Below are 24,915 nucleotides of genomic sequence, written 5' to 3'. Positions count from 1 at the left end.
CATGCGGATTCTCATCGTCAAGTTGAGCAGCATTGGCGATGTCGTACACGCCCTGCCGACGCTAGCGGCCATCAGAAACGCGCTGCCACAGGCCGAGATCTCCTGGCTCGTCGAACGGCGCGCCGCCGAAATCCTGCAAGACAACCCGCTGATCGATCATCTCATCGAAGTCGATACGAAGGCGCTGCGGCGCGCGTCGAGGCTTGGGGAGACGCTGTTGGTGGCGCGCCAACAGTTGCATCGTTTGCGCGCCCAGCCCTTCGATGTCGCCCTTGATCTGCAAGGACTGATAAAGTCTGCCTTCTTAGCCAGACTCGCCGGAGCGCCGCGCCGTTGCGGTTTTGCCCCCGAAACGTTGCGCGAACCTGCGAGTCGTTTTCTTCTGACCGAGATCTATCGCGTCCCCGCGCGCGCTCACGTCATCGCCAAAAACCTCGCGCTCGCCGCACAAGCGCTCGACATCAAGACGCCGACGGATCCGACCCAGTTCCGCTTCCCGATCGCGATCTCGCCGGAACACGAACGCGAAGCTGAATCGGCGATCGAGGCTGTGGCCGAAGATTTCGCCCTCCTCAACCCGGGCGGCGGCTGGCCCACTAAGCTTTGGAGCGCGCGGCGATTCGGAGCCCTGGCCGATGCTCTGTGGGAAACCCTCGGGCTGCCCTCGGTGATCACATACGGACCGGGTGAAGCAGAGCTCGCGGATGAGGTCATGCGGGAAAGCCGCAAGGGCGCAGCTTATGCCGTGAGCCTATCGCTCAAAGGATTTTATGCGCTCGCGCGGCGCGCGCGCGTTTACGTCGGCGGCGACACCGGGCCGACCCATTTGGCCGTCGCGGCTGGGACTCCGGTCGTCGGTCTATTCGGGCCCACCGAGTGGTGGCGCAATGGCTCGCCGCGCGCCGAAGACATCTGCGTCGAACGCATGGACATTGGCTGTCGGGAGAACTGCCACCGCCGCTCGTGCCGTAACTGGATCTGCATGGAGATTGAGGTCGATCGCGTCCTTCGCGCCGTCGAGGAACGATTAAGGCGCGCGCGTTGCGCCGCGCGATGAAGGCCATCCTTGCGGGATCGCGCGCGCTTTTCAAACTCTCGCCGGATCGGCTACCATCACGCTGTGTCGAGGATGAATATCGTTGAAGATCGCCCGATTACGCAGCGACTCGGCTCGCAGCTTCAACGGTGGCGCGTGCCATTAGGTTTTCTGTGCGGCGCCATCTTCATCGCCTTAGCGCGTCCTCTCCCTTGGACTTTGGCCGCGGGCGGCATCGTCGCGTCGCTCGGATTGATCACGCGCGCATGGGCTTCCGGCCATATCCGCAAAAACGCCGCACTGGCGACCTCCGGCCCATACGCCTACACGCGAAATCCGCTCTACCTCGGCAGTTTCCTCTTGGGGCTCGGGTTCACCATTGCCGCCGGTCGCGCGTCTCTCGGCGCGCTTTTCGTCATCTTCTTTTTAGGCATCTATCTGCCCGTGATGCGCGTCGAAGAAGCGACGATGCGCCGACTCTTCGGCTCGGAGTATGAGGCTTACGCGCGCGCGGTGCCGCTCTTTTTCCCGCGCCCGACAGTTTACAGCCGGAAACGAGCGCAGAACTTCGATGCGCGGCTTTACCTGCGCTATCGCGAATATCGGGCGGCGTTCGGTTTCATCATCGCGTGGCTCGCGCTGGCGCTCAAAGCCATGCTGATCCGTTGATCCATCAACGAAGGCGATGCGAACCGGCGAACTTCTTCTCCTCCTCTGTCTCACCTTCGCCAACTGTCAATCGGCGATCGGGCAACGAGCGAACATGGATGAACGCCGCGCTCTTCCTTTCCTTCCGCAAGAACAACTGGTCTACGAAGGGGAATTCTCCAAGCTAATCTTGCGCAACATCAACATCGCCGAATTTCGATTCGCGGCTCGCTTCGACGACGCGCCGCCGCCAGCGATAAATACTCGGGAGGCGGCGAATCCGCCTTCCAAATGCCAGCGCGCCCCAGGTCTGCTCCGCCTCACCGGCGAAGCGCGCGCCGACGGCTGGTTTCATAAACTCTTCGGAATAAATTTTCGCTATCGCATCGAATCGAAGGTCGATCCCGAATCATTCGCGGTGCTCGAAACGAGAAGATACGATGAGCAAGGGTCGCGCGTCAGAGTCGATTGCGCGGTGTTCGACCGCCAGCGCGACCAAGTCACGTGGATCGAAAAGGATCCCAAGCATCCGGCCCAGAGACCGAACACCATCACGAGCCAGATCGGTGATGCGCTCTACGACATACTCTCAGCGATCTACGTTCTTCGCACGAAGCCTCTCGCTCCGGGCGCGCAGTTTGAGATGATCATCAGCGATGCGGGCCATCCTTATCACGTGCCGGTGAAAGTCGCCGAAATCAAACGACTGAAGACCATCCTCGGTGAGGTCGAGACCGTGCGCCTCGAAGTTGGGATCTTCGGCGAGAACGGGCTGGTCCGACGCGATGGCCGCATGTCTCTCTGGATGACGACCGACCCGAAGCGCATTCCCGTCCGAGCCGAACTGAGCAGCGATCTCGGTACGCTCAGCATCAAGCTCAAACGGATTTCATACGATCCGCAAGCGGTGGCCGCCGAAGTGCAAGGGTCGCCGGTCGAATGCATGGGCGCAGAGAGTGACTCTGCGGCGGCCCGGCTGAAGGACTAATCCGGCTTTCATCTGGCCATCGTCACTTCAGCCCGATTCGCTTTTCGCTTCGTCGCAAACCGCCCGAAAAGTCGATGCGTCCAGAAGCTTTCGCACGCTTGCGCGTTGACACAAGCGCGATCGGTCGGCCAAACTGTGAAAGATCTTTCAAGCTTGCAATGAGCCCAGAGGGCGTCGAAGATCCGCGCCCGTCCGATATGGCGATTTTCTCCGATTTTCGAAGCAGCTCTGAGACGGTTTCGCCCGAGGCGCTACGCGCGCGCCTCGAAGAGGCGCAACGTCGTCTCGCCGTTCTCCCAGAGATAGAGCCGCTGCCGCCGCTGCCGCGCGCCGATCGCATAAGACTATTTGCGCAATCGCCATACAGGCTGTTCCTCTACTGGGGTTTGTCACGTGATCCGTTTGAAACGCTGCGCAAAGTCCTCGGCGATCGAGCGGCGCAATACACGCTCGCCGTCCGATTGACGGATCTGATCGGCGGCCAACAATACGTGCGACCAGCTTCGCCGGATGGCAGCGAATGGTTCGATGTCTTCCCCGCGCGCCTTTATCGCGTCGAACTCGGGCTGTTTGCGCCAGGACATCCGTTCATCAGGCTTCTGGTCTCGAATGTCGTACGAACGCCGCGCGCGAGCGTATCGCCCGAAGCGGACCGATCTCCGCTCTTCAACGTCCCGCCGAGCGCGTTTGCCCGCATCCTTTCGGAGTCGGGCTATGCGGCAGAGGCGCTGGCCGTACAACTCGAAGCTTCGAACGAAGTCTCGTGGGTAGAGGCGCTATCGGGATTCGGGGGCGAGGGCTGGCGGCTGCTCATCGCGTTCGCTGCCGGTCATGACCTCGACGAATTGCGGAAGATCTTCCCCCCCGAACTTCTGGCATGGTTTGAAGAGAGGCTGGCGAAACTGGACCGCGCGCGTCTGATCGAAGCGCTGCGCGCCTCCTTGCCGCCTGAATATCGCGAAAGCGTTTTCGGCGCAAGCGAGACCTTCACGCCGCGTGGCCCAGTCGGGCTTCCGACCTCTGCGCCTGATCGGACGGTCGAGTGAGTCGCGCCTTTCGATGTCAACTGAAGCGAATCCGCCATGTCCGTCGCCTATTTCAGCCTAGTGCTTCACGCTCATCTGCCTTTCGTGCGCCACCCGGAACGTCCGGAATTCCTCGAAGAGGACTGGCTCTACGAAGCGATCACGGAAGTTTACCTGCCGCTCATCTCAATCTTCTCGAATCTAGCGCGACTGAGCGATAAACCTCGCCTCGCGATCAACATCTCGCCGCCGCTGTGCGAGATGCTATCCGATGAACTGCTGCGCTCGCGTTACACGCGCCATTTGGAGAATCTACTCGCGCTCGTCGAAAAAGAACTGGGACGCACGGCCCGCGAGGCGCCCGAATTCCACCAGACGGCGCGCATGTATCATGAGAATCTGAGGGCGGCTCATCATCTCTGGGAAGATGTTTACCGGCGCGATCTCGTGCGCGCGTTCCGTGAGCTTCAGGATGCCGGCATCATTGAGATCATCACCTGCGGCGCGACGCATGGCTTTTTGCCGCTCATCTCGACAGAAGAGGCGCGGCGCGCGCAAGTTGAGATCGCCATCAACAACTACCGAAAACATTTCGGGCGTCAGCCGCGCGGCATCTGGTTGCCCGAATGCGCGTATGAGCCGGGCGTCGAAACGATTCTGGCCGATGCCGGCCTCGAATACTTCATCGCCGACGCGCATGCGGTCCTCTACGGAGATCCGCGCCCGCGTTATGGCGTCTACGCGCCGGTTCGCTGTCCGAACGGGGTCGCTGTCTTCGCGCGCGATCCGGAGACGAGCCAACAAGTCTGGAGCTCGATCACCGGTTATCCGGGACATGCGGACTACCGCGAATTCTATCGAGACATAGGTTGGGACGCGCCATATGAATACTTGAAACCGCATCTGCACAGCGACGGAGAACGTCGCCATTTGGGGCTCAAATATCATCGCATCACCGGGCGCGATGTGCCCCTTCATGAAAAAGCGCCTTACGATCCGGGAGCGGCCCGCCGGCGCGCCATGCTCGACGCTGAGCACTTCGTCCGCTCGCGTCTCGAACAGGCGAGGCGGCTGCGCGAGTCGTTCGAAGATCGCGCGCCGCTTATCGTCTCGCCCTATGATGCGGAGCTTTTCGGCCACTGGTGGTATGAAGGCCCGCAGTTCCTCGATTTCGTTTTCCGCCGGCTGAGCGAGCGCCGAGATGCGCTCATCCCGATCTCGCCGGGCGACTACCTCGATCTCGATCTGCCCATCCAGACGCAACAACCGGCCCAGTCTTCCTGGGGCGCGGAAGGATATTTCAAAGTTTGGCTGAACGAAGGCACGGCGTGGATGTACCCGTATCAGCATGCCGCCGAAGCGCGTATGACCCGATTGGCCGATGAGCACGCGCTGACCGCTGACGAGATGAAACGCCGCGCGCTCAATCAAGCTGCGCGCGAACTGTTGCTCGCCCAATCGAGCGATTGGGCGTTCCAGATCTATCAGGGGACGACCGTCGAATATGCTGTGCGCCGCTTCCGCGCCCACATCTACCGTTTCAATGCGCTCGCTGATGATATCGCGCGAGGCGAGATAGATGTCGCGCGTCTGGAAGAGATCGAATCGCGCGACAACATCTTTCAAGAGCTCGATTTCCGCACCTACTGCACCAAACCGCACTGAAGCTCGCGTCACGGGGCGAGGATCGCGCGCGAAACGGCCCGGGCTCGGCGCGTCGCGTTGCGCGAACGGGGATGCCGACCCTCGCGCATCCTTCTCGACAGCGACCCCGAACTTGCGCAGAGGCGGATTCAAGGTTATGTTTGAGCGATCGAAGATGCGCGCCGCCAATTGAACGCTTGCATTCAGAACAGCCCAGTCAGGCAAGAGATGCCACATCGTCACACGAATAGTTCCGAGCGCATTCTCGTCCATCCCGATTACACGCTTCATTATCGCCAACGCTGCCATTTGAACTGGCACAGCGAAGCGCGCTCGCACTACATGATTTTGGCTCTGCTCGACGGCTCTTGGCGATTCGCCGTTTCCAACGACAAGGGCACAATGCGCGGCGGAGATGCGCTCCTCGTCTTGCCCAACGAGCCCCTTTCTTTGCGCGGCGACGAGGCGAGCTTCGTCCTTTTCTCCCTTTCGCCGACGCTCGTCCTCGATTGCGCTGTGCGCATCGGATTCGCGCGCAGCGATGCGTTCGTTAGCTTCCACACCAATCTCATCGGCGGCGATGCCAAGCTCATTCGCCTCGCGCGCGACGTCGCAGAAGAGCTAGCGACTGATGAGCGGGGGAAAGATGTGGTCGCCTCCGCGCTCGTCGAACAAGTTATGGTGCATCTTTTACGCCGCTACGCCCGCGTTCGTCGCGCAGATGAACTCGAGTTAACGCGCGCCGGACTCATCGACCGGCGCTTGCGTCGCGCCGTGGAACTCATGTACGCACAATTGGATCGCGAACTCTCGCTCGAAGAGATGGCTGCCGCCGCCTACCTCTCCCCGTTCCACTTCGCGCGCCTCTTCAAGAAGGCGACCGGAACGACGCCCCACGCTTACCTTGCGGCGTTGCGACTGGCCCGCGCTGAGACATTGCTCGCCCAAACCGATCTATCGATCACCGAGATCGCTGGGCGCGTCGGTTACAGCAGCCCGAGCCATTTCGCCAAAGCCTTTCGCCGAGCCACCGGACTGAGTCCGCGCGTCTTCCGCGCCGCCTTGATCAAAGGCAACAGCGACGGGTGAGGCGCGAGCTTCGACCCAACGCGCCGCAATCGACCGTCAATTTTGCGCAAAAGAACGCGAGACGCGCCTTCGCTTTGGGTTTATCCTGAAATCGAAATCTCGGATCTAATTCCCATCAAGGAGATCATAGCGATGGCTATTGAAAAAGGCGTCGAAATCGCCCCAGCTCAGGGCAAATTGGGCGTTCTACTCGTCGGCTTGGGAGCCGTCAGCACGACGTTTATCGCCGGGGTCGAAGCCGTCAAACGCGGTTTGGCCGAACCGATCGGAAGCCTGACCCAAATGGGCACGATTCGCCTCGGGAAGCGCACCGAAAACCGCGTCCCTAAGATCAAAGATTTCGTTCCGCTCGCAGAACTGGACGATCTGGTCTTCGGCGCATGGGATATCTTCCCAGACTCGGCATATGAAGCTGCGCTGCAAGCGGGCGTGCTCGAAAAGGAACTGCTCGTACAGCTCAAACCTCAACTGCAGAAGATCAAGCCGATGCGCGCCGTCTTCGACCAAAGGTACGTCAAGCGCTTGAACGGCACGCACATTAAAGAAGGCAAGACGAAGATGGATCTCGCCGAGCAACTCATCGAGGAGATCGCGGAATTCAAACGCCGTAATAGATGCGCGCGCATGGTCATGATCTGGGCGGCTTCGACCGAAGTCTTCATGAAGCCCCATCCCGTACACCGCAGCCTTCAGTCATTCGAGAAAGCGCTCAAGGAGAATCATAAAGCGATCGCACCTTCGATGATCTATGCCTACGCGGCACTTCGCTCCGGCGTCCCGTTCGCCAACGGCGCGCCCAATCTGACCGTAGATATTCCAGCCCTGATCGAACTCGCCAATCAGAACGGCGTGCCGATTTGCGGCAAGGATTTCAAAACCGGCCAGACCCTGATGAAGACGATCATCGCGCCCGGCCTGAAATCGCGCCTGTTGGGGCTGCACGGCTGGTATTCGACCAATATCCTCGGCAACCGCGATGGCGAAGTCTTGGATGATCCCGACTCGTTCAAGACCAAAGAGGAGTCGAAGCTCTCCGTGCTCGAATATATCCTCCAGCCCGAGATCTACCCGCAGCTTTACAAAGACTTTTCACATCTCGTGCGCATCAACTACTACCCGCCGCGCGGCGACAACAAAGAAGGGTGGGATAACATCGACATCTTCGGTTGGCTCGGCTACCCGATGCAGATCAAGATCAACTTCCTGTGCCGTGACTCGATCTTGGCCGCGCCTCTCGTGCTCGATCTCGCGCTCTTCCTTGATCTAGCGCAACGCGCCGGAATGAAAGGCATTCAAGAATGGCTCTCCTTCTACTTCAAATCGCCGATGACGGCGCCGGAATTGTACCCGGAACACGATCTGTTCATTCAGTTGATGAAGCTCAAGAACACCCTCCGTTACCTCAGGGGCGAAGAACTGATCACACATCTCGGCCTCGAGTACTACGATTGAGCTCGGAACCAGTATGACTGACGGTTTCGTGACACAGAGTGACGTTTACGTGTGTTTCTGATCTCTCCATCCGCCCCCATTGACACTAAATGTCAAAGCGCGATGACGCAATTTGTCAATGGGGGCGAGCGTTTTGGATCGCGCTCCATCTTGATTAAAATGAAGATAAGCCTTATATTCTTGCGCCTTTCACGAAGATCGAGATCGCTTCAAGGAAGAACGCTTCGTAGCTTGATGGTGTGCGAAAGCAAACGAAACTTGCCATCGAAGCATCAACAAGAATAGCGGCGCACCACTTGCATGGAGGACAAAGTGGGAGTGCCTCAGGCGGCTCGACGAAGCCACGCTGAGATCCCCGAAACCGACGACGCCGGTCGTCTTCCAGCAAGGGAGGCCGCCATGGTAACGGAGATGATCAGCCGAAAGAACGAAACGATCCTGCTCGATCCAGACAAAAAAAGCCCGCGCGCCCGCGAGTTCGAGGAAAAACTCGCCGCGCGCATCGTCGGTCAGGAGCGCGCCGTCCGTCGGATGAGCGGCCTGTACCAGATCTACTTGGCCGGCATGAATCCCCCGAACCGCCCCATCGGCACGATGCTCTTTCTGGGACCGACCGGCTCAGGCAAGACGCGCGTCGTCGAAGCGGCGGCTGAGGTCTTGTTCGGCGACCCGAACGCCGTCATCAAGATCGATTGCGCCGAGTTCCAACACTCGCATGAGATCGCTAAATTGATCGGTAGTCCCCCGGGATACCTCGGGCACCGTGAGACCAGCCCGCTGCTTACGCAGGAGAACCTCGATCGCTTCCATACGGAAGATAACAAGCTCTCGCTCGTCCTCTTCGACGAGATCGAAAAAGCTTCCGATGCGCTGTGGCAACTGCTGCTCGGGATTCTCGACAAAGCCACGCTCACGCTCGGCGATAACCGCAAGGTCGATTTCTCCCGTTCGCTCATCATCATGACGTCGAACTTGGGCGCGCGCGAGATGAGCGAACTCGTCTCGGGCGGCATCGGCTTCGCCCCGGCCCCCGGCGCGCGTAACGCCGAAGATACCGAAGTCGATCAGAAGATCTACCGCACGGCGCTCGAAGCCGCGCGACGGAAGTTTTCACCCGAGTTCATGAACCGTATCGACAAGGTCGTCGTCTTCCGCGCGCTCAAAGAGCATCACTTGAGACAGATCCTCGATCTCGAACTCGCCGCCGTGCAAGAGCGGATCATGCGCTCAGCCGGAGCGAAGTTCATCTTCCAGTGCTCGGATGCGGCCAAGGAGTTCCTCTTGCGTGAAGGCATCGATTTCAAGTATGGCGCGCGCCACTTGAAGCGCGCCGTCGAACGGTTCATCGTCTATCCGCTCTCTAATTTGGTCGCTACCGAACAAGTGACTCTCGGCGATCTCGTCCTCGTCGATTTCGACGAACAGGCCGGCAGGCTCGTCTTCACCAAACGTTCTGGCGGCGCGCTCGTTAACGATTTCGACGAAACGGACGCGCCCGAGTATCCACAGGCGCGCTCGGGCGGAGTCGCGCTCTCACTTCCGCATACTAAAGTCGCCAAACGCGGTCAAGGGCGCGGGGAGAAGAGCGAGAACTGAGAGATTCAAAGCGAAACGCAAGCTGAAGGGCCGGAGAAGTAAAACCCTCCGGCCTTCATTTTTGGTCGGACGACGCCCGGCGGAGATAGAGGCTGCGACAGATTCAGGGATGAGCATTCGGCTCATCTCCATGCACGACATTTGACGCACCTATCAGACCACGACAGATTCAGGGATGAGCGTTCGGCATTGACATCAACGCCGATGGCCTCCAACTCGCGCCACCACGACAGATTCAGGGATGAGCGTTCGGCCACTAGATCACCCTGGACCGATTCTGCTCAGAGCCTCAAAAGCGATGCGCGCAAGATAAGGATCGCGTGCGCTGAGCGCCGCGCGCAGAGCAGGCGCGGCAGCGCGATCGCCGATTAGTCCAAGCGCATAGGCGGCTTCGCGCCGCAGATCGCCTTCCGCTCTCTCGTCGTTTAAGATCTCGATAAGGATAGGGACAGCGCCGCGCCATTTCATCTTCCCCAGACTGCGGATCGCGGATCGCCGCACGAATTCGTTCTCAGGCTGAGTCCGACCGAATAAACGTCCCAAAGCGTTTCGCGAGCCGAACCGACGCTCAAGCGTTCGAATGAGCGGGCCAGCCGCTCGATCATCGCCGATCTGTCCCAACGCGACCGCTGCCGCTCCGCGCACACCGCTTTTTCGATCGCGTTCCAAAGCTTCGATGAGCGGTTCGACGGCCAGATGGCTGCCCGTCCTGCCAAGCGCATACGCTGCCTCTTGTCGCACAAACTCGTTACGATCCTGTAGCAGGGGGATGAGCAGCGCGGCGGCTTCATCCGCAGGCAACGCGAGCACTGCCTGCATCGCTGCTACTCGAACCGAAGGATCAAGATCCCCGAGTGCGACGGCAGCCGCTCGCGCTGCTTCGGGAAGATGCCAAACGCCGAGCCGCATCACGGCGTCTCGCCTTATTTCGGGATCGACTGACGCGAGGCGCCGCCGCTCACGCTCGATCGCCCGTTGCAGATCGAACGTAGGCTTTGAAGTTGACCGATCCGCATCTTGAGCGATAGCCTGCAGAAGAAAGGACGCCATGACGAGCGACGAGAACAAGAGCATGACGCCAACTCGCATGGTTGCGTCTCTATCGACTAGCTCTTCCCGACCGAGCCTCATATGCGAGAAATAGGCGCAACCGCTGCCCGGCGTTCTGCGCGACGACGCGCGGCTTCCCACTCGAACGCCTGGCGCGCGCGCTTATTCTCATACTCCTCGGCAAGACGCGCAACCCAATCGTCATCCCAAGCGATAGCGAGCGATCTGCTGCGCCGCATCGCTTCCATGATCGAGATATAATCCAAGACCTCTTGAATTTCAGAATCGGTCAGAGAGTCGATTTTGAGGGCGAGGCGTTGGCGATCCGTCAGTCGCTTGGCCATCTTCATCACTCCTTTGGCGGATCTCAGACGGCCAAGCGCGATCTTTCAGAATCCGAAGCGCTGGACCGCTAAACCCGCCAGTTTGCTCAGGCGAGAATCGAACTTTGTCGCTTCCACTTCCCTACTTTCTTACGCGCGAAAGAGTTTTGACTTCGCCATCCGACACGGTTCGGGCGAGTCCTTTTGGGGAATATAACCGAATCGAGGATGGCGGCGCAAGACCGCCCCCCATCATCACGCATCTATCTTCGATGCGACCGCATGCATCGTATCGACGATGAGCACGGCGATGGGCGGATAGAACAGCAAATCAGGACGAACGCGGTGATCGAAGAAGAAGGCCATGTCGCTGACGATGTAATACGTATATTCGCCTGCGATCAATCCCCCTATCAAGCTCAACATATAGCCGACGATTAGGAAGGCCGAAGCGAGAGCACGACTGAAAGGTTTTCGCGGCCCGTCGCCGCCGCTCATGAGCGAGGCTTGGAGCGGCTCGGGGCGATACGTGTAGTATTCAAAGCAAGTCCGCAATCGAGCCGCCAAGTGCCATACGCCGATGACGAAGAGCGTCACCATCACAGCCCGCCCGAAGATATCGAAGACGTCCCAAAAACGCGGCTTGAGCATGGCGACGAAGAAGGTCGAAAGGAAAAGAGTGACCGTCGTGAAGACGGCTTGGGTGCGCATGAAAGCCTCGCGCCGCTCAGCCTCGAGCCAGCGATCTACGGCCTTGTCCCAACGCGCTTGAGCGGCCACCCGACGCAAGCGCTGCGCGTGTGGATTGTTTGAGTAAAAGACCGAACCGCCCCGCAATATCCGTTCGCGTTGGGCATCGTAACGTGCGCGCTCGCGGGGATTGCTGAGCGTGCGGTAAGCGAGCGCGATGAGCGCGAACTCGCGCGCCGCCTGTTCCGATCCGCCGTTGAGATCCGGGTGCCGCTCACGCGCAAGACGGCGATATGCGGATTTGATCTCCGCCGCCGTCGCGGTGCGCTTCACCCCTAAGATCTCGTAGTAATCGATCATGGGCGGAATCGCCTCTCAGTTTTGACGCCAAACGTGGACTGGGAAAACCTCGACGCGGACCGACCCCGTCACGCTAATGATACAACATTTTGGGCGGATGAGTCCGCCCAAAATCAACGTCCTCTTCTTCGGCAGGTTTAGAGTTCGGAGGGGAAATGGTGAGGTGAGCACAGAGGCGGCTATTTCACGCCTCCCTTCGAGGCCAACGGGGTGAGGACCAAATCTAATCCGCACCCTGTGCTCGCCAATGATTAGAGCAACGCCCGTGCCATCAGGCGCTCTCACGGGAAAGCGCCGATCTTTTCGGACACTTCTAAAGCTCCTAATGCAACGGGATGAGCCTCTTGTCCACAATAGTTGACACCGCTGATTACAAAAGTGGACAGCCGGACCGATCGAATCGATATACCTATCGCGAGGCGGCCTTTTGTGCCTCCCTCTCGACCAAACGGATGAACGTGCGAACGGGCAATCCGGTAGGACCCTTTGCGCGATAAGGTTTGGCGTCATCGGACCAAGCCGTGCCGGCGATGTCCAGATGGGCCCACTTCAATCCTTCGGTAAACTCCTTGATGAAAGCGGCGGCGGTGATCGTTCCGGCTTTGCGCCCGCCGACGTTTTTGATATCGGCGATATCTGACTTGATCTGCTTCGAATATTCCTCATCGAGCGGCAGTTGCCAGAACTTTTCGCCCACTTCACGCCCCGCCTCGATGATCTCGGCAATTAGGGATTGATCCGTACCGAGCACCGCCGCATTGACATCGCCGAGCGCGATCGAGACCGCGCCGGTTAGGGTCGCCGCATCGACGACTCGTGTTGCGCCCAACTTCTTCGCATAAGCGATCGCGTCGGCCAAGATCAATCGCCCTTCGGCATCGGTGTTGAGCACCTCGATCGTCTTACCGGACATCGAACGGAGCACATCGCCCGGCTTGTAAGCGCGCCCGGAAGGCATGTTCTCCACGGCTGGAACGACGCCGAGGACAGGGATGGGGATTCGAAGCTGCGCGATCGCTTGCATCGCGGCAATCACCGCCGCGCCGCCCGACATATCATACTTCATCTGGTCCATACCTTCGCTCGGTTTGATCGAGATCCCGCCAGTATCGAACGTCACGCCCTTCCCGACCAAAGCGAGCAAGCCATCAGCGGGCGTCGCCGCCTTCGGCGCGTAACGAAGCACGATCAAACGCGCCGGCTCTTCCGATCCGCGGGCGACGGCCAGCAGCGCCCCCATCCCCTCCTTCTCCATCCGCGCCGGGTCGAGCGCATCGAATTCGAGGCCACATCTTTCGGCCACCTGTCTGGCTCGTTCGGCCAAAATGGTCGGCGTCATGAAGGCGCTCGGTTCGTTGGCAAGCTCGCGCGCGAGGTTGACGGCTTCGCCGACGATGCGCCCGCGTTCGATCCCGCGCTGCAGAAGATTCACATCACCGTCTTCGATGATCAAACACCGCTCGATATTCCGCTCCTCTTTTTCGATCGTGCGATACTTATCCGTCTCGAACAATCCGATGATCGCGCCTTCGACCGCCGCCGAGACCGCTCGCGCGAAGTCACCGTCAGCGATGCGCGGCATCAACCCGACGGTCTTGATGCCGCGGCTGCGCAACGCCCGCACGGCGGTGCCAGCCATCTGCGAAACTTGCGCGGCTCGATACTTGTCGCGCTCCCCGACGCCGACTAACAACAGACGGCGCGCGCGCAATCTTCCCACTTCAGGTAGCAGATGCAAATAGACCGTCTCCCCCTCTTTGCCCTTGAACTCATCGGTCCCGATGACGGAACTGATGATGCCTCCCGCCATCTGGTCCAGCTCTTTGAGATGCCCTTCTTCGATCTTCTCATCCTTGTAGACCGCCACGGCCAAAGCATCGACCGCAGCTTCAGCGAAATTCGTTGCACAGATTCCGATCTCCATTGCCCCTTCCCTCTCATTGAGATTTGATGGTCCTGTGTTTTAATTGCGCGCGAGCTTCGCGCTCCAGCGTGCGTCGCATCTCAGTTTCGCGCTTATCGTACAATTTTTTGCCGCGCGCCACGCCTATTTCAAGCTTGATGCGCCCGCGCTTCAGATAGACGCGCGTCGGAACGAGCGTCATGCCGCGCACGCTCGCCGCTTTGGCCAGACGGTCTATCTCGTGCCGATGGAGCAGAAGCTTCCGCGCGCGTAACGGATCGTGGTTGAGGCGATTGCCGTGCGCGTAAGGTGAGATGTGCGCGTTGAACAACCACGCTTCGCCATCGCGTATGGCGACATATGAATCTTTAAGTTGAATCTGGCCGTTGCGTACGCTCTTGACCTCCGTGCCGGTCAAAGCGATGCCAGCTTCATAACGATCCAAGATGTGATAATCATGCAAAGCCGCCCTATTGGTCACAACAACCTTCTCTTCATCGGCCATCTCGCCCACCCCCGTAACCTGATGGCGCACAGATCTCCAAACGGATTGATCGAGTGTACCTTCAAAGACCCGCCAATCCAAGGCGCTAGTCGAACTCATCACGCAGCGGCCTTGCCATCAGATCATCAACAGCGGCGCGCACATTTTTACCTTCATAGATCACCGCATGAACGGCCTCGGTGATCGGCATTCGCACGGCGTACCGCTCCGCCAACAAGCGGACCGCCCGCGCCGTCCGAATGCCCTCCGCCACCTCATGCATTCCGCACATGACATCTTCGAGCTTGCGCCCTCGGCCCAGTTCGCGCCCGACGTAGCGATTACGCGATAGCTCGCCGGTACAGGTCAAGACCAGATCGCCCACCCCCGCCAAGCCGAGCATGGTTTCAGCGCGCCCCCCGACAGCGACGGTGAGTCGCGTCATTTCGGCCAAGCCGCGCGTAATCAATGCGGCCAAGCTGTTCGTCCCAAGTCCTAGCCCAACAACCATACCGGCGGCGAGCGCGATGACGTTTTTGACGGCGCCGCCCATCTCCGTCCCGATCAGATCATCGTTGGCATAGAGGCGCAGGTTCGCATGACTCAACGCAGTTTGAACGAGCCGCGCGTTCTCGATCGCCCGGCTCGCTGCGACGATCGCCGTCGGATATCCAGCCAGCACCTCGCGCGCGAATGAGGGGCCGGAGAGGGCGACGAAACGCTCGACCGCCATTTCGCTCAACTCTTCAGCGAAGATCTCGGAAATCCGCTTGCCAGTCTCCGCTTCGATCCCTTTCGCCGCGCTGACAAACAACGCTTCGCGCGCCAGGTGGCCATGCAACGCCCTTAGGATCTCACGCGCAGCGTGCGAAGGCGAAGCGTACAGGACGATTTCAGCCCCGCGCGTCGCCTCAGCAAGCGAGGCTGTCGCTTGAACTTCTTCCGGCAACTTTTGCTGCGGCAAGTAGTCGCCGTTCTCGCGCTCGAGGTTGAGCCGTTCGGCCAACTCCGCGCGCCGCGCCCAAAGGCGAACGGTGTGCCCCTTATGCGCAGCTATGATGCTGAGCGCCGTTCCCCAACTGCCCGCCCCGACGATGGCAATCCGCATCTTGGAATCTACTCGAACTCTTCGCCGACTCCAGAATCTCCCTTATCCTCTTCGGCAATCCGCATCTTAGAATCTACTCGAACCCCGCTGAGATCAGCGTCGAAGCCGCCCGCGACTCTGACGGATCACTGCGCGCCGACTTTCGATCATCGCCAAATGAGCTTGTTTTCGGTCCGCCGAAGCAATCGCACGATATTTCCCCAATGCCTCAGGATGACGACTGCGCTGATGATACTCGCCGCCGTCAAGAGCGGAATGGGACGCGCCGTTTCACTGTTCAAGAGCCAGATGACGAACGGCAAAAGCACAGCAGCGGTGATCGAACCAAGCGACACGTAGCGCGTCAACCAAACGATGATGACGAAGATCGGCGCAAGCACGAGCACCGCCATCGGCGATAGGACGAGCAGCACTCCCAAGCCCGTCGCTACGCCTTTGCCCCCACGAAAGCCTAACCAAAGAGGAAAGATGTGGCCGATGACGACGGCGATGCTCGCCATCGCCACGCCCCAATCCACCTCACCGCCGCGCGACAAGATGGATCGCGCGACCGCGACGGCCGCCGCGCCCTTTGCCGCATCGAGCGCAAGAGTCAAAAATCCAGCCCCCTTCCCCGCGCGACGCGCCACATTGGTCGCCCCCGTGCCGCCCGATCCGCTCCGCCGCACGTCATCGCCGCTCACATGCCGCACGATCAGATAACCGAACGGTATCGAGCCGAGCAGATACGAGATGATGATAAGAAGCGCCTTCATTCCAACCGACGAACGACTATAGCAAGAGCGCCAAGCGACAACAAAACCGCTCAAGCCGAAAAGCGAGCGGCCTCGAACCGATCGAGATTCAGCGCAGCCGTCAACCTTAACCGTCCGCCCTCGACTTTGCGAGCCGAGCTGAGGTTCGGTTTGGCTCGATAACGCAGATCGACCGAAAGACGTTCAAAAAATAATTTCGCCGAAAGATGCGCGCCTGAAATGAGATATCGCAGCGGTCTCCAACGTGGGCCCAGAGCTTCGCCATCCAATCGAGGCAATACGAACCAACCATAATCGCAGCGGTCTTCAACGTGGGCTCAGAGCCCCCTTGGGCTTCATCACGACTTCGCCAGCGGATGGCGTTCGGTCCTTCGCGCGAATGCGCTCAGGCGCTTGGCACAGCGGAGCGCAAAAGTTAAGATCTCAGCACATGATGGCGATCAACCTGTGCTTGTTCGCTTCTGGTCTCTTCCTGACGGCGGGATTATTGACCGGCATTTGGAAATACGAGCGCATGATGGCGCGCCCTGACCACCGCGCCCCAGTGTATGTCGATATCGCCCATCGCGCATCGTTCCTTTACAGCTTCGCCGCGCTCGTCATGGCGAAGCTGCTCGAGTACAGTCCATTCTCCCTCAAGATTCAAATCCTGTCGGCGAGCGTCCCGCTCTTCTTCTTTGCGGCCTCGATCGCACGCTATATCCAACTCGGATGGCAGAACCAGACCGAGAATCAGTTTCGCGAACGTAATTTCATCACGACGTGGGGGATCTATCTTCTGATCATCGGCGAACTTGCCGGCATACTGCTGATCTTCGGAGGATTCATCTACACGCAGCTACTCTCATGACACCTGTGATCCTCTCAATACAAGTCGGTAAGGTAAGGTCGTTCTTCGCATCGAATCCGAAGGCCCAGTCATGGGCGAGCGCCATCGTCAAAGAGGCAGTGTCCGGCCCGATTCGACTCGGATTTGAAGGGCTCGACGGCGATGAGCACGCCGATTCCGTCCATCACGGCGGATGCGAACGCGCGGCGCTCGTCTATGCGTCATCCCATTATCATTCATGGCGCGGCGAAATCGGTCGCCCGGACCTCACATACGGGGCTTTCGGCGAGAACCTCACGATCGCAGGCGCGACTGAAGCCGAAACCTGTATCGGCGACATTTATCGCATCGGCGACGCGGTGGTCCAAGTCTCGCAACCGCGTCAACCCTGTTGGAAATTGGAGCGCCTTCACAAAGTGGAAGGACTGGCCCAACTGGCCGCCCGGAAGGGGAGGACAGGGTGGTATCTACGCGTGCTCGCCGAAGGCGTCATCGAACCGGGCCAGCGATTAGCTCTGCTCGAACGCCCATACCCGGATCTTACCGTCGCGCTAGCTAACGCCGTCATGTACAAGCAGAACGACGATAAAGGGTGTTTGATCAGACTCGCTTCGTGTCCGGCGCTTTCGCCCGATTGGCGCCACAGACTCAGCAAAAGGCTCAAAGAGGGCGGATGAGCGCCGATTCACCGGCGACCACATCGGTGTAGTGACTCAAATCAAGCGGCGACGCAAGAGATCGAGCGCGGCCTGCGAAGCGCGCCAACGTATGAGTTGGCGATCGCCCGTGAGCATCAATCGACGATGTTCCGTATGAGCATCATCGGCCAATGCGACGAAGACCAATCCGACCGGCTTATCCTCCGTCCCGCCGCTCGGCCCAGCGATACCCGTAACCGCCAAGCCGAAATCGGTTCCAGCGCGCCGCCGCACGCCTTCGGCCATCGCCTCCGCCACCGGCGCGCTCACCGCGCCGCATCTTTCGATCAACTCGCGCGGCACGCCGAGAGTCCTGATCTTCGCCTCATTCGAGTACGCGACGACGCCTTCGATGAAATAAGCAGATGCGCCCGGAACATCCGTGAGCCGCTGCGCGATCAGACCGCCCGTACAGCTTTCGGCCACAGCCAACGTATACCCTCCAACGGCGAGCCTGAGTCCGACGACCTCTTCCATCGTCTCGCCACGGAAGGCGAAGATGGCGTCACCGAGCCGTTCTTCGAGTTGACCGGCCAGACCATCGAGTAGCAGTTCCGCCTCTCTCTCCGTCGCCGCACGAGCCGTCAGATGTATCTCGACCTCAGCGCGATTGAAAAGGATGGTCGTCGTCGGGTTCTTGTATCGCGTGTAGACTGGGGCGATGCGCTCATCGACAGCCGACTCTCCCAACCCGACGACGCGCAGGATGCGGCGGACGACGCGCGTATTGCCGGCTCTCGCTTCGAGCTTCGGCCTGACATAGGTTTCGAACATCGGCTGCATCTCGCGCGGAGGGCCGGGGAGCAAGATGACGGAGCGTCCCTCATGCTCGACGTATAATCCCGGCGCCGTGCCGTGCGGATTGGGCAGGACCTCAGCCCCTTCGATCACCATCGCCTGCCGCGCATTGATCTCTGGCATCTCGCGCCCCAGACGATTGAAACGCTCGCGGATCGCTTCCAACACGCGATCATCGAGGATGAGGCGGCGACCGAGCGCGCGCGCCGCCGCTTTGCGCGTAATGTCGTCCTCGGTTGGACCGAGTCCGCCTGTCGCGATGACGACGCGCGAACGCTTCAACGCATCGCGGATCGCGCCTTCGAGTCGCGCATCATCATCGCCGACGATCGTTTTGAGTTTGACTTCGATGCCAAGCTGATTGAGCTTTTCGGTGAGCCACAGGCTGTTCGTATCCGCACGCTCGGGCGTGAGAAGTTCCGAACCGATGGCGATGATCTCAGCAGTCAACATGAAAGAGAGTTGCGATCCGTGCCAGTGATCGCTGAGATGAGCTAGACGCTCTTCTGATCTTCGTCATACATGTCGCGCAGAAGCTCAGAGATCGGCGGCGGAGGCGCTGGCTCTCTATGCGCGCTCTCGGCCGTTTCGAGCGCTTCAGGGTGCGGCTTCTTCGGCTCTTCGAGAAGCGCACGGCTTGCGCGCGCTGTGATCGCCCTTTTCGCTTCCGACAACCCCTCACGCGCCTCAGCGAGCAAGCGCGCGCCGCGCGTCTGCCTCATCCGCTCCAAACTTCTCACCGCCGCCATGATCTGCGGCTTTTCCGCTGGCTCGCGCTCAAGCCGACGAAGCGTCTTGACGTAATAGCGCAACTCCGGCGAAGGGACGGTGATTCGACTCTCGTCAGCAGATTCGCTCTCGAACACGTAGGAGAGATAATCCGCTGCCGCGCTCATGTTCCCCGCCCGCTTGTACAAGGCGCCGAGCGCGAAGTAGACGAGCGGCGGCGGATCCTTCATCATGCGTAAGATCTCCTCACCGCGATCGATGACTTCAACGATCTCATAACCGAACCACCGGCGATCCTCATCGCGCAAGATCTCGTTGGCGAGAACGTAGAACTGGAAGATGCCTTCGATCTGCTGCTGCTCCGAGCGTTCGACGGCCCGCCAGACGAAGTAGATGACGATCGCAAAGAAGACCACCACTGGCGCAGGGATGCTCATCGTCATCATCATCGCGATGATGACGACGATGGCGAGAAACCTCTGCGCCGAATCCCTCCCCTTGTTGCTCATAACGCGACTTCCTCGATTCAGCCGGGGACCCGTTATGCGCGACGATCGATCTTCTGCAACGTTCCAGATCAATCGCGCAAGATGCGCTGGCAAATAGCCTCACCCGCCTCTCTGGTTGAGAGGGTGCCGCCCAAATCGCGCGTCACCTCGCCCACAGCGATGCTCTCGCGGACGGCCCGTTCGACCGCACCCGCCGCGTGGTCGAACCCCAAGTATTCTAGCATCATCGCTGCGGTGAGAATAGCTCCGATCGGATTGGCGATCCCCCTTCCTGCAAGAGGCGGCGCGCTCCCATGCACGGGCTCGAATAACGAGACACGCCCCGGATGAATGTTCGCCGAAGCGGCGACGCCCAATCCGCCAACGATGCCCGCCCCGAGATCGGTCAAGATGTCACCGAATAGATTGTTCGTCACGATGACTTCGTAGCGGCTGGGATCGAGCACAAAGAACATCGCCATCGCATCGACGTACTGATGCTCGGCCTCGATCTCCGGATAACGAGCGGCGACCTCGCGGAACGTCCGTTGCCACAGGTCGCCGCCGAAGCGCTGCACGTTCGATTTGTCGGCCATGGTCACGCGCTTGCGCCCCCGCCTGCGCGCATATTCGAAAGCGGCGACGATGATCCGCTCGACGCCGCGGCGCGTGTTTATCTCCTCTTGAGTGGCGATCTCGTCCGCCGTCCCCTTCTTCAAGAAGCCGCCCGCGCCACAATATGCCCCTTCGGTGTTTTCACGAAAGACGACGAAATCTATCTCCCGCTCGCTTCTGTTTTTGAGCGGCGTCAAGCGTTCATGAAGCAAACGCACCGGACGCAAGTTGATGTATAGGTCGAGCCCGCGCCGCATCCCCAGCAAGATATCTTCAGCGTGCTTGTTCGATGGGACGCGCGGATCGCCGAAAGCTCCGACGAAAATCGCATCGAAATCGCGCGCGAGCGTTTGAAGCGCGCCATCTGGAAGCGTCACGCCTTCGCGCAAGAATCGTTCCGCGCCCCAATCGAAATGCTCGAATTGGAAGGCGATGCCATACTTCTGCTGCACGCAAGCGAGCACGCGCACAGCTTCAGCGATCACTTCTGGTCCAATGCCGTCTCCGGGGATGACAGCGATCCTTTTCATCTCGCACCTCATACGGGACACGCGACCTCTAAACCCTCTCGCGCCGCTTATGCGCACACATCTCGCGGCTGCTCAAGACGAGACTCCGCCGTCAGAAACTGAGGCCGAGCCGCCAGAAGAGGAAACTCCAGATGTCGGTCGCCTCTTCAAGCTGCTTGCTCAAAGGCTTACCCGCCCCGTGTCCAGCCTTCGTCTCCACGCGCAGCAAGATCGGATTCTCCGAAGCGTTCGCCGCTTGCAGCGCCGCCGCGAACTTCCGCGCATGCAGCGGATCGACGCGCGTATCGGACTCCGCCGTCGTGATCAGCGTCGCCGGATATCTCTCCCCTTTGCGCACGCGATGATATGGCGAGTAGGCGTATAGGTATTTGAACTGCTGCGGGTCGTCGGCTGAACCGTACTCTGGTATCCAAAGCTTGGCGATCAAGAACCGATGATAACGCAACATGTCGGTCAACGGCACTTGACATACGACCGCGCGGAACAGATCCGGTCTTTGCGTCAACGCGGCAGCGACCAACAATCCGCCGTTCGACCCGCCTTGAATGGCTAGCCGCTTCGGATTGGTCACGCGCTCGCGAATCAAGTGTTCCGCCGCCGCGATGAAATCGTCGAACACGTTCTGCTTCCGTTCGAGCATCCCCGCGCGATGCCACTCTTCGCCATATTCCCCACCGCCGCGCAGATTGGCCACCGCATAGACGCCGCCATGCTCGAGCCAAAGGTAGAGCCCACGATTGAATGAGGGCGTGAGCGAGATATTGAACCCGCCATAACCGTAAAGCAGCGTCGGACGATCACCATCGAACCGCAGATCCTTGCGGTAGACCAAAAATAGCGAAACGCGCGTCCCATCCTTCGACGGATAGAAGACTTGCTTTACCTCGACCGATCGCGGATCGACTCCCGGCGCCTCGACGCTCTCCCATCTGTCGGTCCGCTTCCCTCTCAGATCGTAGCGATAGACGGTCGGCGGAAAAGCGAAGGATGAGAAACCGAAGAAGGCTTCCGTCCCATCCTCTTCCCCCGTGACGCCGCCTATCGAGCCGAGAGTCGGCAGCTTCAATTCGTCCTCGAGCTTGCCATCGAGCGTATAGACGCTGAGGCGCGACGAAGCCCGCTCCAACCTGTTGACGAAGATCTTCCCGCCGATGATCGCAAAGCTCTCGATCGTCGCAGCAGCGGATTCAGGTACCACTTCACGCCAAGCGTCGCGGCGTGGGTTGGCCGCATCGACGACGAGGATCCGCCCGTGCGGCGCGCCTTCGGTCGTGCGAATGTACAACTTATCTCCGATGACGGCTCCATCGAAGATGGCCTCACGACCTTCGGCAACGGGAATAAGCCGCGCATCCTCCCGGCGCAGATCGCGTATGTAAAGGTCGTTCGCCGCCCAACCGCGCCCGACCGAAATGAGCAACCAACGCCCATCGCGCGATAATTCAACACTGGGCCACTCCGAAGGTCGCTCCTCGCGCCGATAGATCTCCTCGTCCTTTGTCGGATCGGTCCCGAGTTTGTGCAAGAAGACGCGCCGGTGATAATTCTCCTCACCTTTCGGCACCGATCCGGGAGCGGGGAAGCGCGTGTAAAAGAAGCCTGATGAATCGGGCAACCACGCTACCGATGCAGCGCGCGTATTCGGGATTGCCTCGGTCAAATTCCGCCCCGTGTCGACGTCGAGGATGTAAAGGGTCGAACGCTCATCCCCATTCCTCGAAAGCCCATAAGCGAGCAATTTTCCGTCCGGCGACGGATACCACCAATCTAGAGCGACCGTCCCATCCGGCGAGAGCCCGTTCGGATCGATCAGAACGCGATCCCGACCATGTAGCCCATCGCGCACGTACAATATCGGTTGATTCTGCTGCCCCTCTCGCCGCGTGTAAAAGTAGCGCCCTTTGCGCGGGACGGGAGGACTGATGTTACCAATCGAGAGCAGTTCGCCGAGCCGGCGCTTGATCTCCTCGCGCTTCGGGAGCGCGTCTAGATGCGCGCGCGTCCAGGCGTTCTGCTCTTCGGTCCAGCGCCGCACGCGCCCCGACTCGCCATCTTCGAGCCATAGATAAGGATCGACTATCTCGACCCCGTGCATCTTGAACGAGCTCGGTTCCATGGGCGTCACCGGAGCTTTGCGCTCAACGAGAGATTGACTCATCACAGACGATAAGAACAGGAGGCTAATAAGCCAACCGCGACTTAGAAGGAGATCTCGACATCCTCGCCGAAAAGCCCGCTCCATCTTTCACTCCTTCAAATCAGATCGGATGATATCGGTCCAGCGCTTGCGAGCATCCTTTGAGGTCGCCCCACTGAACTGCCAAGGCTGGGCAACTTAGCGCCTCACAGCGAAGATCAGAACGGGATGCAGAGCACCGGCACGCGAGCACCGCGCAGAACCTTCTCCGCCGTCGAACCGAAAAGGACCTCGGCGGGCGGAGTCGAGCGCCCGCGCACCCCCATGACGATCATCGGCAAATCCAGATCACGGGCGATCTTCAGGATCTCGACGAAAGGAGTCCCGACGACAACCATCTTCTCGATGCTCACGCCCTCGGTCTCAATCCCCTCCAAAGCGGCGATGAAGTCGTTCTCGGCCCGCTCGCGCAGCTTGGCAGTGATCTCCTCCGCTGAGCCGAAACCGGCCGTCACCGCCTCTTTGATGAAAGACTCATCGATGACATGAAGTAGCGTGATATCTCCGCGCGGTTTGACTATCTCGACGGCGGCGCGGATCGCATTTACTGAGCAGGGTGAGAAATCTACAGGCACAAGCACATCCGATGCCGACAGCATGACAACCTCCCTCATGCCGCGCTTACGGCGCGCGGCGATTTCGCAAACGTTCTTCGATGCGAGGCAGACTCGCCAGCACCGTATCGCCGACGATCTTCAAACTCCGCGGCGAGATTTTATCAAGCGTATCTTCCGGCGTGTGCCAGTGCGGATAGGAGTTAAGCTGTATGAGATCGACCGCCTCGATGCCGGCCCGCAAGAACGGGAGATGGTCGTCCCCGCCGACACCCTCTTCGCTCTCGACAAAGTACGCCCCATAACCGAGTTCACGCGCCGTCTGCCAAATCGCATCGACCAGCCACTTCGTGCTCAGCGTATCGCGCGCCAACTCCAAATTCTTATAACCGACCAGATCGAGCAGGATGAGAGCACGGACGCGCTTCAACTCTCCATGATCGATGAGCTGCGCGACGAAATGGCGGCTGCCATAAGTGTTGTCCGGATCGTCCGAGGTGCCGCAATCGGTCCACCCTTCGCAGAAAGCTTCCTCTCCATCGAAGAAAACGAACCAATAGCTGAAAGGTGGCCGCTCGCGCTTCGCCGCCATGACGCGCGCGATCTCCATCACCGCCCCGGTGGAAGAGCCGCCATCGTTGGCACCGACGAATCGGAACTTCTGGTAATACTTCGTGTCGTAGTGGCTCGCGATGATGATCGCATCGCGCGATTGCCCATCCAACTCAGCGATGATGTTGACCATTCGGCGCGGCCCGAGCGGAGTCTGGGCGGTGAACTCATCGGTCCTCACCTTCAACCCATAGGAACGGAGTTCACCAATGATGTAATCGCGCGCTTTAGCCAACTCCGCCGATCCCGCGGGTCGCGGTCCGAAAGAGACCAGCCTGCTGACATGGGCGAAGGCCCGATCACCATCGAACCCGGTGTCAACCTCGCTCCTCGCCGCCCCAGCGGAAGGCTCGCTAGCCCGCTCGCTGGTCGCAGGTCGACTCGGACATGCCCAAAACATCAACTGCGCGCTGAGTAAAAACGGGAATAACAGACACACGGGATTCCTGACCATCCGAGATAATCTCCAAATCGGCGCCGATCTTATGCCCAACTCGTACTTGCCGCATTCCTGACCATCCGAGATGATCTCCAAATGCTCTTCACTGCCTGCGCTGCCCCGATGCCGGCACCAATGATGAGCACAAGTTAAGCCTCAAAAGCCCTGAAGGCCGAAAGCCTGAGATCGGCTCCCTAGAGCCTGTGGAACATCATGAAGCGCCTCATATATCCCCGCAAGACTGAGCACGAGAGTTGAAGATCTGTCTCACCATG

The 24,915-nt window shown here is 59.7% G+C and carries 23 protein-coding genes; 10 read left to right on the top strand and 13 right to left on the bottom strand.

What is annotated here, in order from left to right; all coding sequences use genetic code 11:
• Nucleotide 1: 1 nt before the first annotated feature.
• The 8 genes from waaC (at nt 2) to PYK22_RS09875 (ending at nt 9,478) form a co-directional block, all read left to right on the top strand.
• Nucleotides 2–1,057, top strand: coding sequence for a lipopolysaccharide heptosyltransferase I (waaC, locus tag PYK22_RS09915; protein ID WP_041976796.1), 1,056 nt, complete (start codon nt 2–4; stop codon nt 1,055–1,057).
• A 72-nt stretch (nt 1,058–1,129) separates the two neighbouring features.
• A complete protein-coding gene (locus tag PYK22_RS09910) occupies nt 1,130–1,705 on the top strand; it encodes a methyltransferase family protein (protein ID WP_041976794.1) in 576 nt (191 codons plus the stop codon).
• 16 nt (nt 1,706–1,721) lie between these two features.
• Nucleotides 1,722–2,672 carry a DUF3108 domain-containing protein gene (locus PYK22_RS09905; protein ID WP_041976791.1) on the top strand — a complete coding sequence of 317 codons (951 nt, stop codon included), beginning with the start codon at nt 1,722–1,724 and terminating at the stop codon, nt 2,670–2,672.
• A gap of 158 nt (nt 2,673–2,830) precedes the next feature.
• Nucleotides 2,831–3,718: a DUF4912 domain-containing protein gene (locus PYK22_RS09900; RefSeq protein ID WP_041976789.1), complete on the top strand. Its 888-nt coding sequence runs from the start codon at nt 2,831–2,833 to the stop codon at nt 3,716–3,718.
• A 36-nt stretch (nt 3,719–3,754) separates the two neighbouring features.
• Entirely contained in the window at nt 3,755–5,362 is a 1,608-nt protein-coding gene (locus PYK22_RS09895; protein WP_041976786.1) for a glycoside hydrolase family 57 protein, read from the top strand.
• Nucleotides 5,363–5,569: 207 nt separating this feature from the next.
• Nucleotides 5,570–6,430 (top strand): helix-turn-helix domain-containing protein, encoded by an 861-nt coding sequence (locus PYK22_RS16710; RefSeq protein ID WP_060635539.1) that lies wholly within the window; start codon nt 5,570–5,572, stop codon nt 6,428–6,430.
• Nucleotides 6,431–6,562: 132 nt separating this feature from the next.
• Nucleotides 6,563–7,882, top strand: coding sequence for an inositol-3-phosphate synthase (locus PYK22_RS09885; protein ID WP_173568275.1), 1,320 nt, complete (start codon nt 6,563–6,565; stop codon nt 7,880–7,882).
• A gap of 411 nt (nt 7,883–8,293) precedes the next feature.
• Entirely contained in the window at nt 8,294–9,478 is a 1,185-nt protein-coding gene (locus tag PYK22_RS09875) for an AAA family ATPase (protein WP_083437792.1), read from the top strand.
• Between the two features lie 261 nt (nt 9,479–9,739).
• Here PYK22_RS09875 and PYK22_RS09870 read toward each other — a convergent pair whose 3' ends face one another.
• The 7 genes from PYK22_RS09870 to plsY form a co-directional block, all read right to left on the bottom strand.
• Nucleotides 9,740–10,552 (bottom strand): HEAT repeat domain-containing protein, encoded by an 813-nt coding sequence (locus PYK22_RS09870; protein WP_162199831.1) that lies wholly within the window; start codon nt 10,550–10,552, stop codon nt 9,740–9,742.
• A gap of 53 nt (nt 10,553–10,605) precedes the next feature.
• Nucleotides 10,606–10,872, bottom strand: coding sequence for a hypothetical protein (locus PYK22_RS09865; RefSeq protein ID WP_157770807.1), 267 nt, complete (start codon nt 10,870–10,872; stop codon nt 10,606–10,608).
• 234 nt (nt 10,873–11,106) lie between these two features.
• Nucleotides 11,107–11,901, bottom strand: a complete 795-nt coding sequence (locus tag PYK22_RS16705; RefSeq protein ID WP_060635538.1) for a J domain-containing protein — start codon at nt 11,899–11,901, stop codon at nt 11,107–11,109.
• A 409-nt stretch (nt 11,902–12,310) separates the two neighbouring features.
• On the bottom strand, nt 12,311–13,825 hold the full coding sequence (locus tag PYK22_RS09855; RefSeq protein ID WP_041976777.1) for a leucyl aminopeptidase: 1,515 nt from the start codon (nt 13,823–13,825) through the stop codon (nt 12,311–12,313).
• Between the two features lie 13 nt (nt 13,826–13,838).
• The gene (gene smpB / locus PYK22_RS09850) at nt 13,839–14,309 is read right to left on the bottom strand and encodes an SsrA-binding protein SmpB (RefSeq protein WP_041976775.1); all 471 of its coding nucleotides are present in this window, start codon (nt 14,307–14,309) and stop codon (nt 13,839–13,841) included.
• A gap of 85 nt (nt 14,310–14,394) precedes the next feature.
• Nucleotides 14,395–15,396 (bottom strand): NAD(P)H-dependent glycerol-3-phosphate dehydrogenase, encoded by a 1,002-nt coding sequence (locus PYK22_RS09845; protein WP_041976772.1) that lies wholly within the window; start codon nt 15,394–15,396, stop codon nt 14,395–14,397.
• A gap of 146 nt (nt 15,397–15,542) precedes the next feature.
• Complete coding sequence (gene plsY / locus PYK22_RS09840; protein ID WP_041976771.1) at nt 15,543–16,151, bottom strand: glycerol-3-phosphate 1-O-acyltransferase PlsY; 609 nt, start codon at nt 16,149–16,151, stop codon at nt 15,543–15,545.
• Nucleotides 16,152–16,584: 433 nt separating this feature from the next.
• On the opposite strand from plsY, the gene PYK22_RS09830 reads away from it, so the two are divergent.
• Nucleotides 16,585–17,001 (top strand): hypothetical protein, encoded by a 417-nt coding sequence (locus tag PYK22_RS09830; RefSeq protein WP_041977243.1) that lies wholly within the window; start codon nt 16,585–16,587, stop codon nt 16,999–17,001.
• Nucleotides 17,002–17,099: 98 nt separating this feature from the next.
• Nucleotides 17,100–17,657 (top strand): MOSC domain-containing protein, encoded by a 558-nt coding sequence (locus PYK22_RS09825; protein ID WP_060635536.1) that lies wholly within the window; start codon nt 17,100–17,102, stop codon nt 17,655–17,657.
• Nucleotides 17,658–17,693: 36 nt separating this feature from the next.
• Here PYK22_RS09825 and PYK22_RS09820 read toward each other — a convergent pair whose 3' ends face one another.
• The 6 genes from PYK22_RS09820 to PYK22_RS09795 all read right to left on the bottom strand — a co-directional run bounded on the left by PYK22_RS09820 (nt 17,694) and on the right by PYK22_RS09795 (nt 24,436).
• Nucleotides 17,694–18,929, bottom strand: coding sequence for a competence/damage-inducible protein A (locus PYK22_RS09820; protein WP_211197670.1), 1,236 nt, complete (start codon nt 18,927–18,929; stop codon nt 17,694–17,696).
• Nucleotides 18,930–18,970: 41 nt separating this feature from the next.
• Complete coding sequence (locus tag PYK22_RS09815) at nt 18,971–19,714, bottom strand: hypothetical protein (RefSeq protein ID WP_041976765.1); 744 nt, start codon at nt 19,712–19,714, stop codon at nt 18,971–18,973.
• Between the two features lie 68 nt (nt 19,715–19,782).
• Complete coding sequence (locus PYK22_RS09810) at nt 19,783–20,838, bottom strand: 3-isopropylmalate dehydrogenase (protein ID WP_041976763.1); 1,056 nt, start codon at nt 20,836–20,838, stop codon at nt 19,783–19,785.
• 91 nt (nt 20,839–20,929) lie between these two features.
• Nucleotides 20,930–22,954, bottom strand: a complete 2,025-nt coding sequence (locus PYK22_RS09805) for a prolyl oligopeptidase family serine peptidase (protein ID WP_211197669.1) — start codon at nt 22,952–22,954, stop codon at nt 20,930–20,932.
• A gap of 239 nt (nt 22,955–23,193) precedes the next feature.
• Nucleotides 23,194–23,634: a universal stress protein gene (locus PYK22_RS09800; RefSeq protein WP_041976762.1), complete on the bottom strand. Its 441-nt coding sequence runs from the start codon at nt 23,632–23,634 to the stop codon at nt 23,194–23,196.
• Nucleotides 23,635–23,656: 22 nt separating this feature from the next.
• A complete protein-coding gene (locus PYK22_RS09795) occupies nt 23,657–24,436 on the bottom strand; it encodes a M28 family metallopeptidase (protein WP_157770805.1) in 780 nt (259 codons plus the stop codon).
• Nucleotides 24,437–24,915: the final 479 nt, after the last annotated feature.

This window comes from Pyrinomonas methylaliphatogenes (assembly GCF_000820845.2).
Lineage (GTDB): Bacteria > Acidobacteriota > Blastocatellia > Pyrinomonadales > Pyrinomonadaceae > Pyrinomonas > Pyrinomonas methylaliphatogenes.
This window is presented reverse-complemented; position numbering and strand designations above follow the sequence as displayed.